General features: G+C 66.1%; 13 protein-coding genes and 1 tRNA gene. 10 read left to right on the top strand and 4 right to left on the bottom strand.

Going from position 1 to position 15,465, the window contains the following annotated elements; translation table 11 throughout:
- Positions 1-4: 4 nt before the first annotated feature.
- The 6 genes from hutI (at position 5) to H3H55_RS11890 (ending at position 7,934) form a co-directional block, all read left to right on the top strand.
- On the top strand, positions 5-1,228 hold the full coding sequence (gene hutI / locus H3H55_RS11920; protein ID WP_193098711.1) for an imidazolonepropionase: 1,224 nt from the start codon (positions 5-7) through the stop codon (positions 1,226-1,228).
- Positions 1,229-1,380: 152 nt separating this feature from the next.
- Positions 1,381-2,757 carry a formimidoylglutamate deiminase gene (locus H3H55_RS11915; RefSeq protein WP_193098710.1) on the top strand — a complete coding sequence of 459 codons (1,377 nt, stop codon included), beginning with the start codon at positions 1,381-1,383 and terminating at the stop codon, positions 2,755-2,757.
- A 59-nt stretch (positions 2,758-2,816) separates the two neighbouring features.
- Complete coding sequence (gene hutG / locus H3H55_RS11910) at positions 2,817-3,614, top strand: N-formylglutamate deformylase (RefSeq protein ID WP_193098709.1); 798 nt, start codon at positions 2,817-2,819, stop codon at positions 3,612-3,614.
- Between the two features lie 739 nt (positions 3,615-4,353).
- Positions 4,354-5,160, top strand: coding sequence for a gamma-glutamyl-gamma-aminobutyrate hydrolase family protein (locus H3H55_RS11900; protein WP_193098708.1), 807 nt, complete (start codon positions 4,354-4,356; stop codon positions 5,158-5,160).
- 12 nt (positions 5,161-5,172) lie between these two features.
- Positions 5,173-6,510 (top strand): glutamine synthetase family protein, encoded by a 1,338-nt coding sequence (locus H3H55_RS11895; protein WP_129512529.1) that lies wholly within the window; start codon positions 5,173-5,175, stop codon positions 6,508-6,510.
- Between the two features lie 26 nt (positions 6,511-6,536).
- Complete coding sequence (locus H3H55_RS11890; RefSeq protein WP_193098707.1) at positions 6,537-7,934, top strand: aspartate aminotransferase family protein; 1,398 nt, start codon at positions 6,537-6,539, stop codon at positions 7,932-7,934.
- A 226-nt stretch (positions 7,935-8,160) separates the two neighbouring features.
- Here H3H55_RS11890 and cysC read toward each other — a convergent pair whose 3' ends face one another.
- The 3 genes from cysC to H3H55_RS11875 form a co-directional block, all read right to left on the bottom strand.
- The gene (cysC, locus tag H3H55_RS11885; protein ID WP_193098706.1) at positions 8,161-8,703 is read right to left on the bottom strand and encodes an adenylyl-sulfate kinase; all 543 of its coding nucleotides are present in this window, start codon (positions 8,701-8,703) and stop codon (positions 8,161-8,163) included.
- A gap of 655 nt (positions 8,704-9,358) precedes the next feature.
- Positions 9,359-9,433: transfer RNA gene (locus H3H55_RS11880), tRNA-Val, on the bottom strand.
- Positions 9,434-9,515: 82 nt separating this feature from the next.
- Positions 9,516-9,998 carry an Lrp/AsnC family transcriptional regulator gene (locus tag H3H55_RS11875; RefSeq protein ID WP_129512527.1) on the bottom strand — a complete coding sequence of 161 codons (483 nt, stop codon included), beginning with the start codon at positions 9,996-9,998 and terminating at the stop codon, positions 9,516-9,518.
- A 191-nt stretch (positions 9,999-10,189) separates the two neighbouring features.
- Here H3H55_RS11875 and H3H55_RS11870 point away from each other — a divergent pair, with 191 nt between their 5' ends.
- From H3H55_RS11870 to H3H55_RS11855, 4 genes are all read left to right on the top strand, one after another.
- The gene (locus H3H55_RS11870; RefSeq protein WP_193098705.1) at positions 10,190-11,404 is read left to right on the top strand and encodes an amino acid aminotransferase; all 1,215 of its coding nucleotides are present in this window, start codon (positions 10,190-10,192) and stop codon (positions 11,402-11,404) included.
- Positions 11,405-11,435: 31 nt separating this feature from the next.
- Positions 11,436-11,822: a RidA family protein gene (locus tag H3H55_RS11865; protein WP_174961146.1), complete on the top strand. Its 387-nt coding sequence runs from the start codon at positions 11,436-11,438 to the stop codon at positions 11,820-11,822.
- 71 nt (positions 11,823-11,893) lie between these two features.
- The gene (locus H3H55_RS11860) at positions 11,894-12,964 is read left to right on the top strand and encodes a porin (RefSeq protein ID WP_413463961.1); all 1,071 of its coding nucleotides are present in this window, start codon (positions 11,894-11,896) and stop codon (positions 12,962-12,964) included.
- Between the two features lie 91 nt (positions 12,965-13,055).
- Positions 13,056-14,474 (top strand): amino acid permease, encoded by a 1,419-nt coding sequence (locus tag H3H55_RS11855; RefSeq protein ID WP_193098704.1) that lies wholly within the window; start codon positions 13,056-13,058, stop codon positions 14,472-14,474.
- A gap of 13 nt (positions 14,475-14,487) precedes the next feature.
- On the opposite strand, the gene H3H55_RS11850 is transcribed toward H3H55_RS11855, so the two are convergent.
- Positions 14,488-15,390, bottom strand: coding sequence for a LysR family transcriptional regulator (locus H3H55_RS11850; protein ID WP_129512523.1), 903 nt, complete (start codon positions 15,388-15,390; stop codon positions 14,488-14,490).
- Positions 15,391-15,465 lie beyond the last annotated feature (75 nt).

Below are 15,465 nucleotides of genomic sequence, written 5' to 3'. Positions count from 1 at the left end.
ACGCATGAAACCGACTGTCTGGCATCACCTGAGGCTGTGTCCGCACGGCCATCCCGACGAGACGATCGACGACGCGGCAATCGCCGTTGACGAAACCGGCACGATCGTCTGGCTCGGCGCGCTGTCCGCGCTGCCGCACGGTTATGCGCACTGGCAGCGCGAGGATCTGCATGGCGCGTGGGTGACGCCGGGCTTCGTCGACTGCCACACGCACCTCGTGTACGGCGGCACGCGTGCCGACGAATTCGCGCAGCGTCTCGCGGGCGTCAGCTACGAGGAAATCGCGCGGCAGGGCGGCGGGATCGTATCGACGGTGCGCGCGACGCGCGCGGCCGACGAGACGGCACTGTTCGTGCAGGCCGCCGCGCGCCTGCAGCCGCTGCTCGCCGAAGGCGTGACCGCGATCGAGATCAAGTCGGGCTACGGGCTCGACCTGGCGAGCGAGCGCAAGATGCTGCGCGTCGCGCGCCAGCTCGGCGAACGTTTCCCGGTCACCGTCTACACGACCTTCCTCGGCGCGCACGCGCTGCCGCCCGAATATGCGGGCCGCGCGGACGCGTATATCGACGAAGTGTGCGACCGGATGCTGCCGGCGCTGGCCGACGAGGGACTCGTCGACGCGGTCGACGTGTTCTGCGAGCGCATCGGCTTTTCGCTCGCGCAGACCGAGCGCGTGTTCGAGGCCGCGACGCGGCGCGGGCTGCCCGTGAAGCTGCATGCGGAGCAACTGTCGAATGCGGGCGGCACGGCGTTGGCCGCGCGCTATCGCGCGCTGTCTGCCGATCACCTCGAATTTCTCGACGAAGCCGGCATCGAGGCAATGAAGGCGGCCGGTACGGTCGCCGTGCTGCTGCCCGGCGCGTACTACTTCATCCGCGAAACCCAACTGCCGCCGATCGAGCTGCTGCGCAAGCACGGCGTGCCGATCGCGCTCGCGACCGATCACAACCCCGGCACGTCGCCGCTCGAATCGCTGCTGCTGACGTTGAATCTCGGCTGCACGCTGTTCCGCATGACGGTGCCCGAGGTGCTGCAGGGCGTGACGCGCCATGCGGCCGCGGCGCTCGGCCGCGCGGATCGCCACGGCGTGCTCGAGGTCGGTCGCCAGGCCGACTTCGCCGTGTGGTCGGTCGGTTCGCTGGCGGAGCTTGCATACTGGATCGGCCGGCCGCTGTGCGAGCAGGTCGTACGCGGCGGGACCACCGTGTTTCGCCGGATGAACGGATGAGTTTTGCATGAGACCGGACCCGGCGCCGAAGCGTGTCGCGGTCCGGTCGATTGCAACGGGGCAGGGGAAGCGCTGATGCGCGAGCCCTGCCGACCGTGGAATGGGACCAGACCCAACGCTGGCGCGTCGATTCTGGTCAATAAGGAATCGCAATGACCGACACCCTGTTGTTCGCGGACCAAGCCTACCTGCCCGATGGCTGGCGCCGCAATGTGCTGCTGCGCTGGGACGCGGCCGGCACGCTGACCGAAGTGACGCCCGACACCGACGCGCCGGCAGGCGTTGCGCGCGCGGCCGGGCCGGTGCTGCCCGGCATGCCGAACCTGCATTCGCACGCATTCCAGCGTGCGATGGCGGGGCTCACCGAATACCGCGCGAATCCCGCCGACAGCTTCTGGAGCTGGCGCGACCTGATGTACCGCTTCGCGCTGAAGATCACGCCCGACGCGCTCGCCGCGATCGCGCGCTGGCTGTATGTCGAGATGCTCAAGTGCGGCTACACGTCGGTGTGCGAATTCCACTACGTGCATCACACGCAGGACGGCTCGCGCTATCCGCAGATCGCGGAGCTCGGCACGCGCGTGGTCGACGCCGCGCGCTCGGCCGGCATCGGCATCACGATGCTGCCCGTGTCGTACCAGTTCGCCGGCTTCGGCAACAAGCCGCCGCGCGACGACCAGCGCCGCTTCATCAACACGCCGGACGGCCTGCTCGAACTGCTCGACGCGATGCGCCGCACGGCGCCCGAGCACGGCGGGCTGCGCTACGGCGTCGCGCCGCACTCGCTGCGCGCGGTGTCCGAGAACGGGCTGCGCGTGCTGCTCGAAGGGCTGCCCGGCGATGCGCCCGTGCATATCCATATCGCCGAACAGACGGCCGAAGTCGACGACTGCGTTCGTGCCTACGGCGCGCGCCCCGTCCAATGGCTGCTGGATCGCTTCGACGTCGATGCGCGCTGGTGCCTCGTGCACGCGACGCACGTCGACGCGGCTGAAACGGCGGCGCTCGCGAAGCGTCGCGCGGTCGCCGGCCTGTGTCTGACGACCGAAGCGAACCTCGGCGACGGTGTGTTCCCGGCCGTCGATTATCTCGCGCAGGGTGGTGTGATCGGCGTCGGCTCGGACAGCCACGCGTCGGTCGACTGGCGCGCCGAGCTGCGCCTGCTCGAATACGGGCAACGGCTCGTGCACCGCGCGCGCAACGTGCTGGCGAGCGACACGCAGGCGCATGTCGCCGACCGCCTGTTCGACGCATCGCTCGCGGGTGGCGCGCAGGCCAGCGGGCGGCGCGTCGGTGCGCTGCGCGAAGGCTGCCGCGCCGACTGGCTCGTGCTCGATCCCGATCATCCGGCGATCGCCGAACACGACAGCGCGTCCTGGCTGTCGGGTATCGTGTTCGCCGAGCATGGCGAGACGCCCGTGCTCGACGTCTACACCGGTGGCGAACGCGTCGTGAGCGGCCGCCGCCATCGCGACGAAGCCGTCGCGTATGCCGACTACCGCGCCGCGCTGGCGCAACTGCTGCGCTGACGCGCGGCAACCGGCGCACGCCATGCGCGTGCGCCGGCAGACCCTTACGGTGATGCCACATGACTGAACAACCGGCTGTATTCACGCTGAAGCAGGGCACGCTGCCGCTGCTGATCTCGATTCCGCACGCAGGCACGCACATCCCCGACGACATCGCCGCGACGATGACGGAAGACGCGCGCTTCGTCGACGATTGCGACTGGCATCTCGAGCGGCTGTACGGATTCGCGGCGGACCTCGGCGCATCGATTCTCGTCCCGTCGCACGCGCGTTACGTCGTCGACCTGAACCGTCCACCCGACAACGAGAACCTGTATCCGGGGCAGGACACGACGGGGCTCGTGCCGGTCGATACGTTCGACAAGGCGCCGCTCTATCCGGCGAACGCGCTGCCCGGCAACGACGAGATCATGCGTCGTCGCGACCGCTACTGGATTCCGTATCACGACGCGCTGCAACGCGAGGTCGCGCGCCTGAAGCGCGAGCATGGCCGCGTGCTCGTGTGGGAAGCGCATTCGATCCGCTCGCACGTGCCGCGCTTCTTCGACGGTCGCCTGCCGGACTTCAACTTCGGCACGTCGAGCGGCGCGAGTGCCGCGCCCGGTCTCGCGGAGGCGCTGGCCGCGGCCGTGCTCGAGCACGGCGGTTATACGGCCGTCGCGAACGGGCGCTTCAAGGGCGGCTACATTACGCGTCACTACGGTGTGCCCGATACCGGCGTCGAAGCCGTGCAGCTCGAGCTGTCGCAGATCACCTACATGGAAGAGACGCGCCCGTACGCCTACGACGAAGCCCGTGCAGCGCGGATTGTGCCGCTGCTGCAGACGCTCGTCGAAACCGCGCTCACGCATCGCTGAGCGCGAGCCGCCCGCGTGCGGCGGCGCGGCGAAATAGTGGGTGGCAGCCCGTCGGCGTGCAGCGCGCGACCCGACGCAATGCACAACACGGCATCGATCCCGGCGATCGATGCCGTTTTTTTTCGTCTGATCGATGTCGTCATCGATACCTGAAAATTTGACGCAATTTTTAGGTGATATAAGCTGAATGTCAGGGAGTCGTCACGCGCGTACCGGCGGCGAGGCCACGGCCACGCCGCACCGGAATCCGTCGCGAGATACCTTGCCGACGTGTCGCCGCGAGGCCTTGCCGCATGCGCTTGATCGCGACACGTGTCCTGCATCCATCAGTCAGTCGAGTACGATCGTGAAAGCCGCCAGCCCTTCGATACGCCGGACGCGAAGTCCGTCGGCGGGCGCGCCGCCTCAGGCCGGGTCGATCCGGCATGCTGAACGCGGCACGCGTGCCGCCCCTTTGAGCGAGCCTCGTTTCTTCGCCATGTCCCATCGCGGCCTGCGCCGCTTCAATCTCGTGACCGCGCACGTGTTCAGCGCGGTGCAGTGCGACGGCAGCGCATCGTTGTTGCCCTAGCGTCCTTTTCCGCTTTCGTCCCGGTTCGCACCGCCTGTTGCCGCATCGTCCGCGCGGCGGGATCGCGCCTGCACACGCGCTGCGTGGTTGTGCAGGCGTGGGGCGCAATCGCGGATCTTCATCGTCCCGCGCGCGGGCGTGCCGCGCGCCATTACAGGAGAGACGTCCATGCGTGCGCGCCCGATCGTAGCCGTCACCGCCGACCGCATCTTGCGCGGTGCGCATCCGAATCACACGGCGGGCGAGAAGTACCTGGCCGCGCTCGTCGACGGCGCCGGCGCGCTTGCGTTCGTGCTGCCCGCGCTTGGCGCGCGCCAGCCGGCCGACACGATCGTCGCGGCGGTCGACGGGCTGCTGTTTACCGGCAGCTACTCGAACGTCGAGCCGCATCATTACGGCGGTGACGCGAGCGCGCCCGACACGCTGCACGATCCCGCGCGCGATGCGACCGCGCTGCCGCTGATCCGCGCGGCGATCGAGGCCGGCGTGCCCGTGCTCGCGATCTGCCGCGGCATGCAGGAGCTGAACGTCGCCTACGGCGGCACGCTGCATCAGCGGCTACATGCGACCAACGGTTTCGACGACCATCGCGAACGGCCGGCCGATCCGCTCGAACGGCAGTACGGCCCTGCGCACGTCGTGCAGCTCGCGCCGGGCGGCCTGCTGCAGCGGGTCGCGCGCGGCGCGCACGAAGCGACGGTCAATTCGCTGCACGACCAGGGCATCGCACGCCTCGGCGCGGGGCTCACCGTCGAAGCCAGCGCGCCCGACGGACTGGTCGAGGCCATCAGCGTGCGCGGCGCGCGCGCGTTCGCGCTCGGCGTGCAGTGGCATCCCGAATGGCGCTTCGCGGAACAGCCGCTGTCGCGCGACATCTTCGCGGCATTCGGCGCGGCGTGCCGCGCGCGCATGACGCACCGCATTCATGCGGCGGGCGGCGACATGCCGTCGCCCGCCGCATCCGACGTCGACTGAAAGAGGCCGATCATGCAACCCGAACTGAGCGAATTCCTGCGACAGCACCGCATCACCGAGGTCGAGGCGATCATTCCCGACATGGCCGGCATCGCGCGCGGCAAGATCATTCCGCGCAACAAGTTCGAATCGGGCGAATCGATGCGCCTGCCGCAGGCCGTGATGGTGCAGACCGTCACCGGCGACTATCCGGAGGACGGCACGCTGACCGGCGTGACTGATCCCGACATGGTGTGCGTGCCCGATCCCGCGACGATCTGCCTGATTCCGTGGGCCGTCGATCCGACCGCGCAGGTGATCCACGACTGCGTGCATTTCGACGGCTCGCCAGTCGAGATCTCGCCGCGCTACGTGCTGCGCCACGTGCTCGACCTGTACAAGGCGAAGGGCTGGAAGCCCGTGGTCGCGCCCGAGCTCGAGTTCTATCTCGTCGACACGAACGCCGATCCGGACTTGCCGCTGCGTCCGCCGGTCGGCCGCACGGGGCGTGCGGAGACCGGCCGCCAGTCGTATTCGATCGAGGCCGTCAACGAGTTCGATCCGCTGTTCGAGGATATCTACGAGTACTGCGACATGCAGGGCCTCGATATCGAGACGCTGATCCACGAAGTCGGCGCCGCGCAGATGGAGATCAACTTCGTGCACGGCGATGCGCTGCCGCTGGCCGACCAGGTGTTCCTGTTCAAGCGCACGGTGCGCGAGGCCGCGCTGCGTCACAACATGTACGCGACGTTCATGGCCAAGCCGATGGAAGGCGAGCCGGGGTCCGCGATGCACATCCACCAGAGCCTCGCGGATCTGCACACGGGGCGCAACCTGTTCGCCGAAGAAGACGGCGTCGTGTCGCCGTTGTTCCGCAGCTATCTCGCCGGCTTGCAGAAATACACGCCGGCGCTGATGCCGATCTTCGCGCCGTACATCAACTCGTACCGCCGGCTGTCGCGCTTCATGGCCGCGCCGATCAACGTGCAGTGGGGTTACGACAACCGCACGGTCGGCTTCCGCATCCCGCAGTCGAGCCCGGTGGCGCGACGCATCGAGAACCGGATTCCCGGCGTCGACTGCAACCCGTACCTCGCGTTCGCGGCGACGCTCGCGGCCGGTTATCTCGGCATGACGCAGCAGCTCGCGCCGACCGAGCCGATCGCATCGGACGGCTACGACCTGCCGTACCAGCTGCCGCGCAACCTAGAGGAGGGCATTTCGCTGATGGCCGCGTGCGAGCCGCTCGCCGGCATCCTCGGCGACAAGTTCGTGAAGGCCTATCTGGCGCTGAAGGAAACCGAATACGAAGCGTTCTTCCGCGTGATCAGCTCGTGGGAGCGCAGGCATCTGCTGCTGCACGTATGAGTGCGGCACTGTTATCCGGAGAAAACATGATCGATCGAAACGAAGCCTTCTCGCCGCGGCCGGCCGCGCACTCGACCGCCGAATACCGTGCACTCGACGCCGCACACCACATCCATCCGTTCTCGGACATGGGCGCACTGAACCGCGCGGGAAGCCGCGTGATCGTGAAGGCCGACGGCGTCTACCTGTGGGACTCGGACGGCAACAAGGTCATCGACGGGATGGCCGGCCTGTGGTGCGTGAACGTCGGCTACGGCCGCAAGGAACTCGCCGATGCCGCGTATCGTCAGCTGCAGGAGCTGCCGTTCTACAACACGTTCTTCAAGACGACGCACCCGCCGGTGATCGAACTGTCGGCGATGCTCGCGGAAGTGACGCCCGCCGGCTTCAACCACTTCTTCTACTGCAATAGCGGCTCGGAAGGCAACGACACCGTGCTGCGCCTCGTGCACCAGTACTGGCGCGTGCAGGGCAAGCCGCAGAAGAAGTTCGTGATTTCGCGCAAGAACGGTTATCACGGCTCGACGATCGCCGGCGGCACGCTCGGCGGGATGGGCTACATGCACGAGCAGATGCCGTCGAAGGTCGAGCACATCGTGCATATCGATCAACCGTATTTCTTCGGCGAAGCGCAGCCGGGCGACACGCCGGAAGCGTTCGGTCTCGCGCGTGCGCAGCAACTCGAAGCGAAGATTCTCGAGCTCGGCGCGGAGAACGTTGCCGCGTTCATCGGCGAGCCGTTCCAGGGCGCGGGCGGCGTGATCTTCCCGCCGTCGACGTACTGGCCGGAAATCCAGCGGATCTGCCGCAAGTACGACATCCTGCTCGTCGCCGACGAGGTGATCGGCGGGTTCGGCCGCACCGGCGAATGGTTCGCGCACCAGCACTTCGGCTTCGAGCCGGATCTGATCACGATGGCGAAGGGCCTCACGTCGGGTTATGTGCCGATGGGGGCGGTCGGCATTCACGAGCGTGTTGCACGCCCGATCATCGACAACGGCGAATTCAACCACGGGCTCACGTACTCGGGTCACCCGGTCGCCGCGGCCGTCGCGGTCGCGAACCTGAAGCTGCTGCGCGACGAAGGGATCGTCGAGCGCGTGAAGAACGACATCGGGCCGTATTTCCAGCGCCGTCTGCGCGACGCGCTGGGCGGTCATCCGATCGTCGGGGAGATTGCGGGGACGGGGCTGGTCGCAGGCGTTCAGCTTGCACGTGACCGGGATCGGCGCGAGCGGTTCGGCGCGGCCGTGGATATCGGCACGATCTGCCGCGACTTCTGCTTCAACGGCAACCTGATCATGCGCGCGACCGGCGACCGGATGCTGCTGTCGCCGCCGCTCGTGATCCGTGAGACGGAGGTCGACGAGATCGTCGACAAGGCGCGGCGCGCGTTCGATGCGACGGCGGAGCGGGTGGGGTAGTCGAGCAATGCTTGACCGGGCGCTCGTGTAGTCACGATCGTGGGGCAGCACGTTGCGTCGCGCTCGAACGAGGTTTGGGCGAGTTTCGCTGGACTGGACAGGAGGCGTTCGGATCGCGGGCGACCCGTGCGGAGCATGTCCGCCGTGATCGGGCCAATGCCGTGATCGGCCCGATCACGGGAAAGGAATGGATGTCGCTTCGCTGCGAAACGGCGGCGGGGCGAGATTACGCGTGCGCGAATCGCTGCCGCTCGAAGTTCATGATGAGCGCTACCGAAGAGGCAATGTCCAACGTGCCCGTTTCCACGATGAGATCGGGTGCAGTCGGTACTTCGTATGGATCCGAGATGCCGGTAAATTGCGTCGTCTGGCCCGTGATCGCCTTTTCATAGAGGCGCTTCGGATCACGTGCGGAACAGGTTGCAATATCGGTTTTCAGATAGATCTCGACGAATCGATCGGCACCGATGATTTGTCGTGCCCGCTGCCGATCGGCCTCGTAAGGCGAGATCAGCGCGACGATTACCGTAAACCCCTGATTGTTGAGCAGTTTCGCCATTTCGGCGGTGCGACGACAGTTCTCGGTACGGTCTTCGCGCGTGAAGCCGAGATCTGGCGAGACGCCTGCGCGCAATTCGTCCCCGTCGAGAATGCATGTCGGAACATTGCGGGCACGCAACTGCCTGGCAATTTCGTGCGAAAGGGTTGACTTGCCGGCGCCGCTCAGACCGGTAAGCCACAGGGTGTAATCGTTCTTCTCTGGTGACATGGGGACATTGGTTCTATCGCCAGCTTACCATCGCAAGTCATTCTTTCCGTGCCGTAAATGCGATGACGATTCGGCTGGCTGTTATATGGTGCAACGATTCTATTCATCCGAATACCTACAAATGTTACATAAGAATTACCGAAAATTACAGTGGCAGTTTTCTTACTTTCATATTGAAGGCTCGGCGGCGACTTGTATGAAACGTCCGAGTTTTGTGCAGGTTCCGGTGCCGAATCGGTCGATAGTACCGACATGACAGTGCTTGATTGGCGAAGGAATAGGGTATTTTGCAATTGACAGTCTATTCGTCTGATTTTTATCGCCGATAACAAGCTATTGGTATTGGAAGAATCAGATGGCGTCAATGGGTAATTGTTTGAGGGAGGACGTTCCCGCGGAGGATTTTAATTTGTAGTACTGAGTTATTCTTGGAAAACCACGTAGTTCGAGCCGGGGGCGCTGCGTCGCCGCCAGCGTCCTGCAGATCAGAAACAGGGGAGACCCGAGGCAGCAGCGAACCGGCTGACTGAGTTCGAAGTAGCGGATCCGTGTCGGGTGATGCCGCTATCGGAGGGGGGGCGAAGCAGCCGACGTGAAGTTCGGCGCGCCAAAACGAAAAGGGCCTGCGTCGTGAGACGCAGGCCCTTGAATTCTTTGGTGGGCGGTACTGGGATCGAACCAGTGACCCCTGCCGTGTGAAGGCAGTGCTCTACCGCTGAGCTAACCGCCCAAAGAAGCTGAAATTATGTCAGAGCTTTTGGGGTTCGTAAAGCCCTTTCTGCAAATTTTTTTCAGGTCCGCGCAACGATCGGTCAGCCGGCCGCCGACGGCTCGACGAGATCGAGGATCGATCCGTCACGCTTGAGCGTCGCGAGCACGATGCTCGAGTTGATCGACATCACGCCCGCCGCGCGGTGCAGCCGATTGATCACGAAGTCCGAGTAGTGATCGAGATCGCGTGCACGAACCGTCAGCACGTAGTTCGATCCGCCGGTCACGATCTGCGCCGCGATGACTTCCGGCCACTGCTGGATCGCCTCCACGAACCTGTCGTGCCACTCGGGTACGTCCGGGCGCATCGACACATGCACGAGCGCCTCGAACGCGACGCCGACCTTCTTCGGATCGATCGTGCAGCGATACCCCGAAATGGCGCCGCGCTCCTCCAGCAGCTTTACACGCCGCAGGCACGCCGACGGTGACAGCGCGACCGCGTTCGCGAGGTCCTGATTGCTGATGCGTCCGTCACCCTCGAGGTGCCGGAGGATCCTCATGTCGGTTCGATCCAGGGTCATTTCGCAGAATCCGGTGAATTCAGAGATAACAACCGCAGACTCTACTTCAATCCGGCCGGTTCGTCATCGAAAAGTGAAGCTCATTCTATTTCGACCTCGATAACATGCGCTCCATGCCTCGACCGCACGGCCTGACGCGACGTGATGCCGCCGGTCGCGCCGCCGCCTTCAACTCCTACCGTCACTCCGCCATGTACGAACACATTCCCGCCTATCCGGGTGATCCGATCCTGTCGCTGTTCCAGGCGTTCCAGCAGGATGCGCATCCGCGCAAGGTCAACCTGAGCATCGGTCTCTGCTACGACGAAGCGGGCCGGATTCCGGTGCTCGACAGCACGCGCATCGCGGCCGAGCGTTTGCGCGAAGCCGGTGCGCCGCACACGTATCTGCCGATGGAAGGGCTCGCCGCATATCGGCAGGGCGTGCAGCGGCTCGTGTTCGGCGCCGATTGCGCCGCACTCGCGGAAGGGCGCATCGCGACGCTGCAGACGCTCGGCGGCTCGGGCGCGATCCGGCTCGGCGCGGAATTCGTGAAGCGCTATTTCCCCGACAGTGCGATCTGGATCAGCGACCCGACGTGGGACAACCATCGCGTGATTTTCTCGGCGGCCGGCCTCGACGTGCATACGTATCCGTACTACGACGAAGCGCGCAACGACATTCGCGTCGACGCATTGCTCGCGACGCTCGACGCGTTGCCGGCACGCAGCGTCGTACTGCTGCAGCCGTGCTGTCACAACCCGACGGGGCTCGACCTGGGCCGCGACGCATGGCGCGAGGTGATCGACGTGCTCGTGCGGCGCGGGCTGATCCCGTTCCTCGACATGGCGTACCAGGGTTTCGGCGACGGTCTCGCCGACGACGCATGGGCCGTGCGCGCGATCGTCGATGCGGGCCTGCCCGCGATCGTCGGCAACTCGTTCTCGAAGAATTTCTCGCTGTACGGCGAGCGCGTCGGTGGATTGTCGATCGTCTGCGCGAACGCGGGCGAGGCCGCGACGGTGCTGAGCCAGTTGCAGGCCGGCGTGCGCCGCACCTATTCGAGCCCGCCGCTGTTCGGTGCGCAACTCGTGGCGACGGTGCTGAACGACGACGCGCTGTGTGCGCAGTGGGAAGACGAGGTCGGGCAGATCCGCACGCGCATCAAGCGGATGCGCAGCGAGCTGAAGGCGCGGCTCGATGCGCGCCTGCCGGGCCGTGCGTTCGATGCGCTCGTCGCGCAGCGCGGGATGTTCAGCTACACGGGCATCGCCGCGGCCGACGTCGATCGGCTGCGTGCGTTGCACAGCGTCTATCTGCTGCGTTCGGGCCGCATGTGCATCGCGGGCCTGAACGACGCAAACCTCGACGCCGTGGCGAACGCGCTTGCCGATGTGCTTGGCGGCGCGTCGCGGCAGGCTGCTTGAGCTTCCCGTTCCCGATCCAAAGGAGGACACGATGGCAGAAACGATCCCGGTCGACTTGCCGCAACTCGCGCAACCGTTCTCGTGGGCGACCCGCGCGGGCGGGCTGATGTTTACCGGTCACGGGCCGGTTGACGCATCCGGCGCGATCGCCGGCGACACGATGGCCGAGCAGGCGCGCATCACGCTCGCGAATCTCGCGAAAGCCGTCGCGGCGGCCGGCGCGACGATGGACGATGTCGCGCAGGTGCTCGTCTACCTGTCCGACGTGAAGGCGATGCCCGAATTCGACGCCGAATACCGGCGCCATTTTCGCGAGCCTTATCCGAACCGCACGTGTGTCGGCGTGCAGGGTTTCGCGCATCCGGCGATGCGTGTCGAGCTCGTCGCGTACGTCGCGCTGCCGGCAGCGCGCACCTAGCAGGAACGCCGCGTGACGCGGCGTGTATTAATCACCACCATCAAGAACCGAGAAAAGGACTGGAGGAGAACATGAAGAGAATCCATCGATTCGCACTGCCAATGATGGCGGGTGCGCTTGCCGCGAGCGGTGCGATGGCGCAGAGCAGCGTGACGTTGTACGGGATCGTCGATCAAAGCATCCGCTATACGACGCATGCCGACGCGTCGAACGACGCCAGCGTGCAGATGACCAATGGCGCGATCACGAACAGCCGCTGGGGGCTGAAGGGCAGCGAAGCGCTCGGCGGCGGGCTGAAGGCGATCTTCCAGCTGGAGAGCGGTTTCGAGCCGCAAAACGGGCAGCTCGACGGCGCGTTGTTCGGCCGCTACGCGTATGTCGGTCTCGCGAGCGACTGGGGCACCGTGAAGCTCGGCCGCCAGGCGACCGAGGCGTTCAACCTGTTCGGCGATCTCGATCCGCTGACGGTCGGCAACTACACGGCCAACATGTGGCCGTACTTCCTCACGCAAGGCCGCGCGAGCAACGCCGTCAGCTACGACGGCACGTTCGGCGGGCTGAACGTCGGCGCGAGCTACGGCTTCGGCGGCGTCGCGGGCAGCCTCGGCGCGAATGCATACTGGGGCACGCACGTGTCGTATACGCAGGGCGGGCTGATGGTCGGCGCGACGTACCAGCAGGTGCGCGACCTGAACAGCCGCGCGCAGCAGGCATGGGGCGCGGGCGCGCGCTACGCGTTCGGCGCGGCGACGCTGTACGCGGGTTATCTCGGCGGCATCGACCGCTCGGGCGTGCTGGATGAGGCGCTGCTGAACGCGCCCGGCCGCCAGGTGACCTACGGTTCGTTCGCGGAAAACCCGCGCCGCGACGCGATCTTCTACACGGGCGCGAGCGTCAAGGTCACACCGGCCGTGTCGGTGACGGGCGTTGCGTATTACGACGACATCCGCAACGTCAACGGGGTCGCCGGCAACGGCGGCAAGCGCTATACGGGCGTGATCGAGGCGGAATACGCGTTGTCGAAGGCGACGCAGGTCTACGCGACGGTCGACTACAACCGCGTAACCGGCGGCGCGTTCACCGAAATGCCCGGACGCGGCAACCAGACGGGCGTCGCGGCCGGCCTGCGCCACATGTTCTGAGCGCACGGCGCGCGGTGGCCGGCCGGACCGGCGCCGTGCCGCGCGCCATCGACGCTTCGACCAGACAATCGCTTTCGTACGAGGTCATTCAATGCAACCTGAAGGGCAATTCCAGCATATCGCGGCGCGCGAGCAAGGCCTGCGCCGCACGCTTTCCGCGCGGCAAATGGCGATGATCGCGATCGGCGGTGCCATCGGCACCGGTCTCTTTCTCGGCAGCGGCTTCGCGATCGGCTTCGCGGGCCCGAGCGTGCTCGTCAGCTACGCGATCGGCGCGTTCATCTCGCTGCTGCTGATGGGCTGTCTCGCCGAGATGACGGTCGCGCACCCGACCTCCGGTTCGTTCGGCGCATACGCCGAACATTACGTGAGTCCGTGGGCCGGGTTCCTCGTGCGTTACGCATACTGGGCGTGCATCGTGCTCGCGGTCGGCACCGAGGTCACCGCGATCGCGCTGTACATGAAGTATTGGTTGCCCGGTGTGCCGGGCTGGCTGTGGATCGTCGGTTTCTCGGCACTGCTGGTGTTCATCAACGCACGCAGCGTCGACGTGTTCGGCGCGGTCGAATACGGCTTCTCGGTCGTGAAGATCGCGGCGATCGTCGGCTTCATCGTGCTCGGCGCGTATGTCGTGTTCGGCAATCCGGCGCTGGTCGGCGACGGCGCGGCGCGCGCGGGCTTCCACCATTACACGGATCACGGCGGCTTCTTTCCGAAGGGCATGTGGGGGACGTGGGTCGCGGTGATCGTGTCGATCTTCAGCTACCTGAGCATCGAGATGATCGCGGTCGCGGCCGGCGAAGCGGAGGATCCCGAGCGCGCGGTCACGCGTGCGTTCCGCTCGACGATCGTGCGGCTCGTGCTGTTCTACCTCGTCACGCTCGCGCTGATGCTCGCGATCGTCCCGTGGACGGCGGCGGGGCGCGACGAGAGCCCGTTCGTGAAGGTGATGGAGGCGATCCACCTGCCGGGCGCGGCCGGGCTGATCAACTTCGTCGTGCTGATCGCCGCGCTGTCCGCGATGAACAGCCAGATCTACATCACGACGCGGATGATGTTCAGCCTGTCGCGCGCGGGGCATGCGCCGAAGGCGCTCGGCGAAGTGAACGCGCGCGGCGTGCCGTTCGGCGCGCTGATGCTGTCGACGCTTGGCATCGCGCTCGCGACGGTGCTGAGCGTGCTGTATCCGGACACCTCGTTCACGATCATGATGGCGGTATCGATGTTCGGCGCGCTGTTCACGTGGATGATGATCTTCGTCACGCACTACTGCTTCCGGCGACGTCGCGCGGCGCTCGGCCTGCCGGCGCCCGCGTTCCGGATGCGCGGCTTCCCGCTGCTGACGCTGCTCGGTGCGGGCCTGATGCTCGCGGTGATGGTCACGACTTACTTCACGGCCGAGTTCCACATGACGCTGATCTTCGGCATTCCGTTCCTGGTTGCGCTGTCGATCGTGTACGCGGTCTGGTATCGGCGCGCGCAGCCGGCGCTCCAGCCGGAAGCGAAGTAGCCGGCGTGCCGCGTCAGCCCGCGAGCGCGGGCAGCGCGTCGATCGACGCACGCACGTAGTCGGCGAAGCGCAGCGCAACCGGTTCGGCGGTGCCGCTGCGCTTCAGCGCGAGCGTGCGCGATTCGAGCGACGCATCCTTCAGCGGCCGGAACGCGAGCCGGTCGCTCTTCACCTGCTGCAGCACGCGCGGCACCAGCGCGACGCCCATCCCGAACTCGATCATCGACAGGATCGTCTGCCACAGCCTCGCTTCGTGACGGATCAGCGGGCTGAATCCGGCGTTCACGCACTGCGCGATGATCAGGTCGTGATAGTGCGGCGCCGCTTCGCGCGGAAACAGGATGAACGGTTCCGCCGCGAGCGCGGCGAGCGCGACCTGCTTGCGACGCGCGAGCGGATGCGCGGCCGGCAGGCAGCAGACGAACGGTTCCACGTAGACGGGTGCCGATTCGACCTCGGGCGGGAAATGGCCCCAGTGCGCATAACCGAGATCGATCTGGCCGCGCTGGATCGCCTGCACCTGCGCGTGCGTATTCATCTCGCTCAGCACGACCTCGACGCCCGGGTAGTCGGCCTCGAAGCGTCGCACCGCATCGGGCAGCCCGCGATACAGCATCGAATGGACGAAGCCGATCCGCAGCCGGCCCGCGAGACCCGACGCGGAACGCACCGTCAGGCGCTCGGCCTCGGCCGCCTGCAGCAACAGCCGGCGCGCCTCGCCGAGCAGCACCTCGCCCGCGTTGGTCAGCGCGACGGTCTTGTTGGTGCGCGAGAAGAGCTGCACGCCGAGCGCGTCCTCGAACTTGCGGATGTCGAAACTCAGCGCCGGCTGCGAGATGAACAGGCGCTTCGCCGCGCGCCCGAAATGCAGCTCTTCGGCGACCGCCACGAAGTAGCGCAACTGCCTCAGTTCCATGGTGTCTCCTCCCGGCGTCGGCATCGATAAGCGATATCTATCGTACCGGATAAATCCTGTATTGGACGCTTATCG

This window comes from Burkholderia sp. Z1 (assembly GCF_014893795.1).
GTDB lineage: Bacteria > Pseudomonadota > Gammaproteobacteria > Burkholderiales > Burkholderiaceae > Burkholderia > Burkholderia theae.
Note: the sequence above shows the minus strand (reverse complement) of the source record. Positions and strands in the feature narration are given on the sequence as shown.

Bases quoted from the DNA above. Each gene is read 5' to 3' on its own strand.
- H3H55_RS11855 (WP_193098704.1), top strand. From the start codon at position 13,056: ATGCAACCTGAAGGGCAATTCCAGCATATCGCGGCGCGCGAGCAAGGC.
- H3H55_RS11895 (WP_129512529.1), top strand. From the start codon at position 5,173: ATGCAACCCGAACTGAGCGAATTCCTGCGACAGCACCGCATCACCGAG.
- cysC (WP_193098706.1), bottom strand. From the start codon at position 8,703: ATGTCACCAGAGAAGAACGATTACACCCTGTGGCTTACCGGTCTGAGC.
- H3H55_RS11890 (WP_193098707.1), top strand. From the start codon at position 6,537: ATGATCGATCGAAACGAAGCCTTCTCGCCGCGGCCGGCCGCGCACTCG.
- H3H55_RS11870 (WP_193098705.1), top strand. From the start codon at position 10,190: ATGTACGAACACATTCCCGCCTATCCGGGTGATCCGATCCTGTCGCTG.
- H3H55_RS11865 (WP_174961146.1), top strand. From the start codon at position 11,436: ATGGCAGAAACGATCCCGGTCGACTTGCCGCAACTCGCGCAACCGTTC.
- H3H55_RS11875 (WP_129512527.1), bottom strand. From the start codon at position 9,998: ATGACCCTGGATCGAACCGACATGAGGATCCTCCGGCACCTCGAGGGT.
- H3H55_RS11915 (WP_193098710.1), top strand. From the start codon at position 1,381: ATGACCGACACCCTGTTGTTCGCGGACCAAGCCTACCTGCCCGATGGC.
- hutG (WP_193098709.1), top strand. From the start codon at position 2,817: ATGACTGAACAACCGGCTGTATTCACGCTGAAGCAGGGCACGCTGCCG.
- H3H55_RS11860 (WP_413463961.1), top strand. From the start codon at position 11,894: ATGAAGAGAATCCATCGATTCGCACTGCCAATGATGGCGGGTGCGCTT.
- H3H55_RS11850 (WP_129512523.1), bottom strand. From the start codon at position 15,390: ATGGAACTGAGGCAGTTGCGCTACTTCGTGGCGGTCGCCGAAGAGCTG.
- hutI (WP_193098711.1), top strand. From the start codon at position 5: ATGAAACCGACTGTCTGGCATCACCTGAGGCTGTGTCCGCACGGCCAT.
- H3H55_RS11900 (WP_193098708.1), top strand. From the start codon at position 4,354: ATGCGTGCGCGCCCGATCGTAGCCGTCACCGCCGACCGCATCTTGCGC.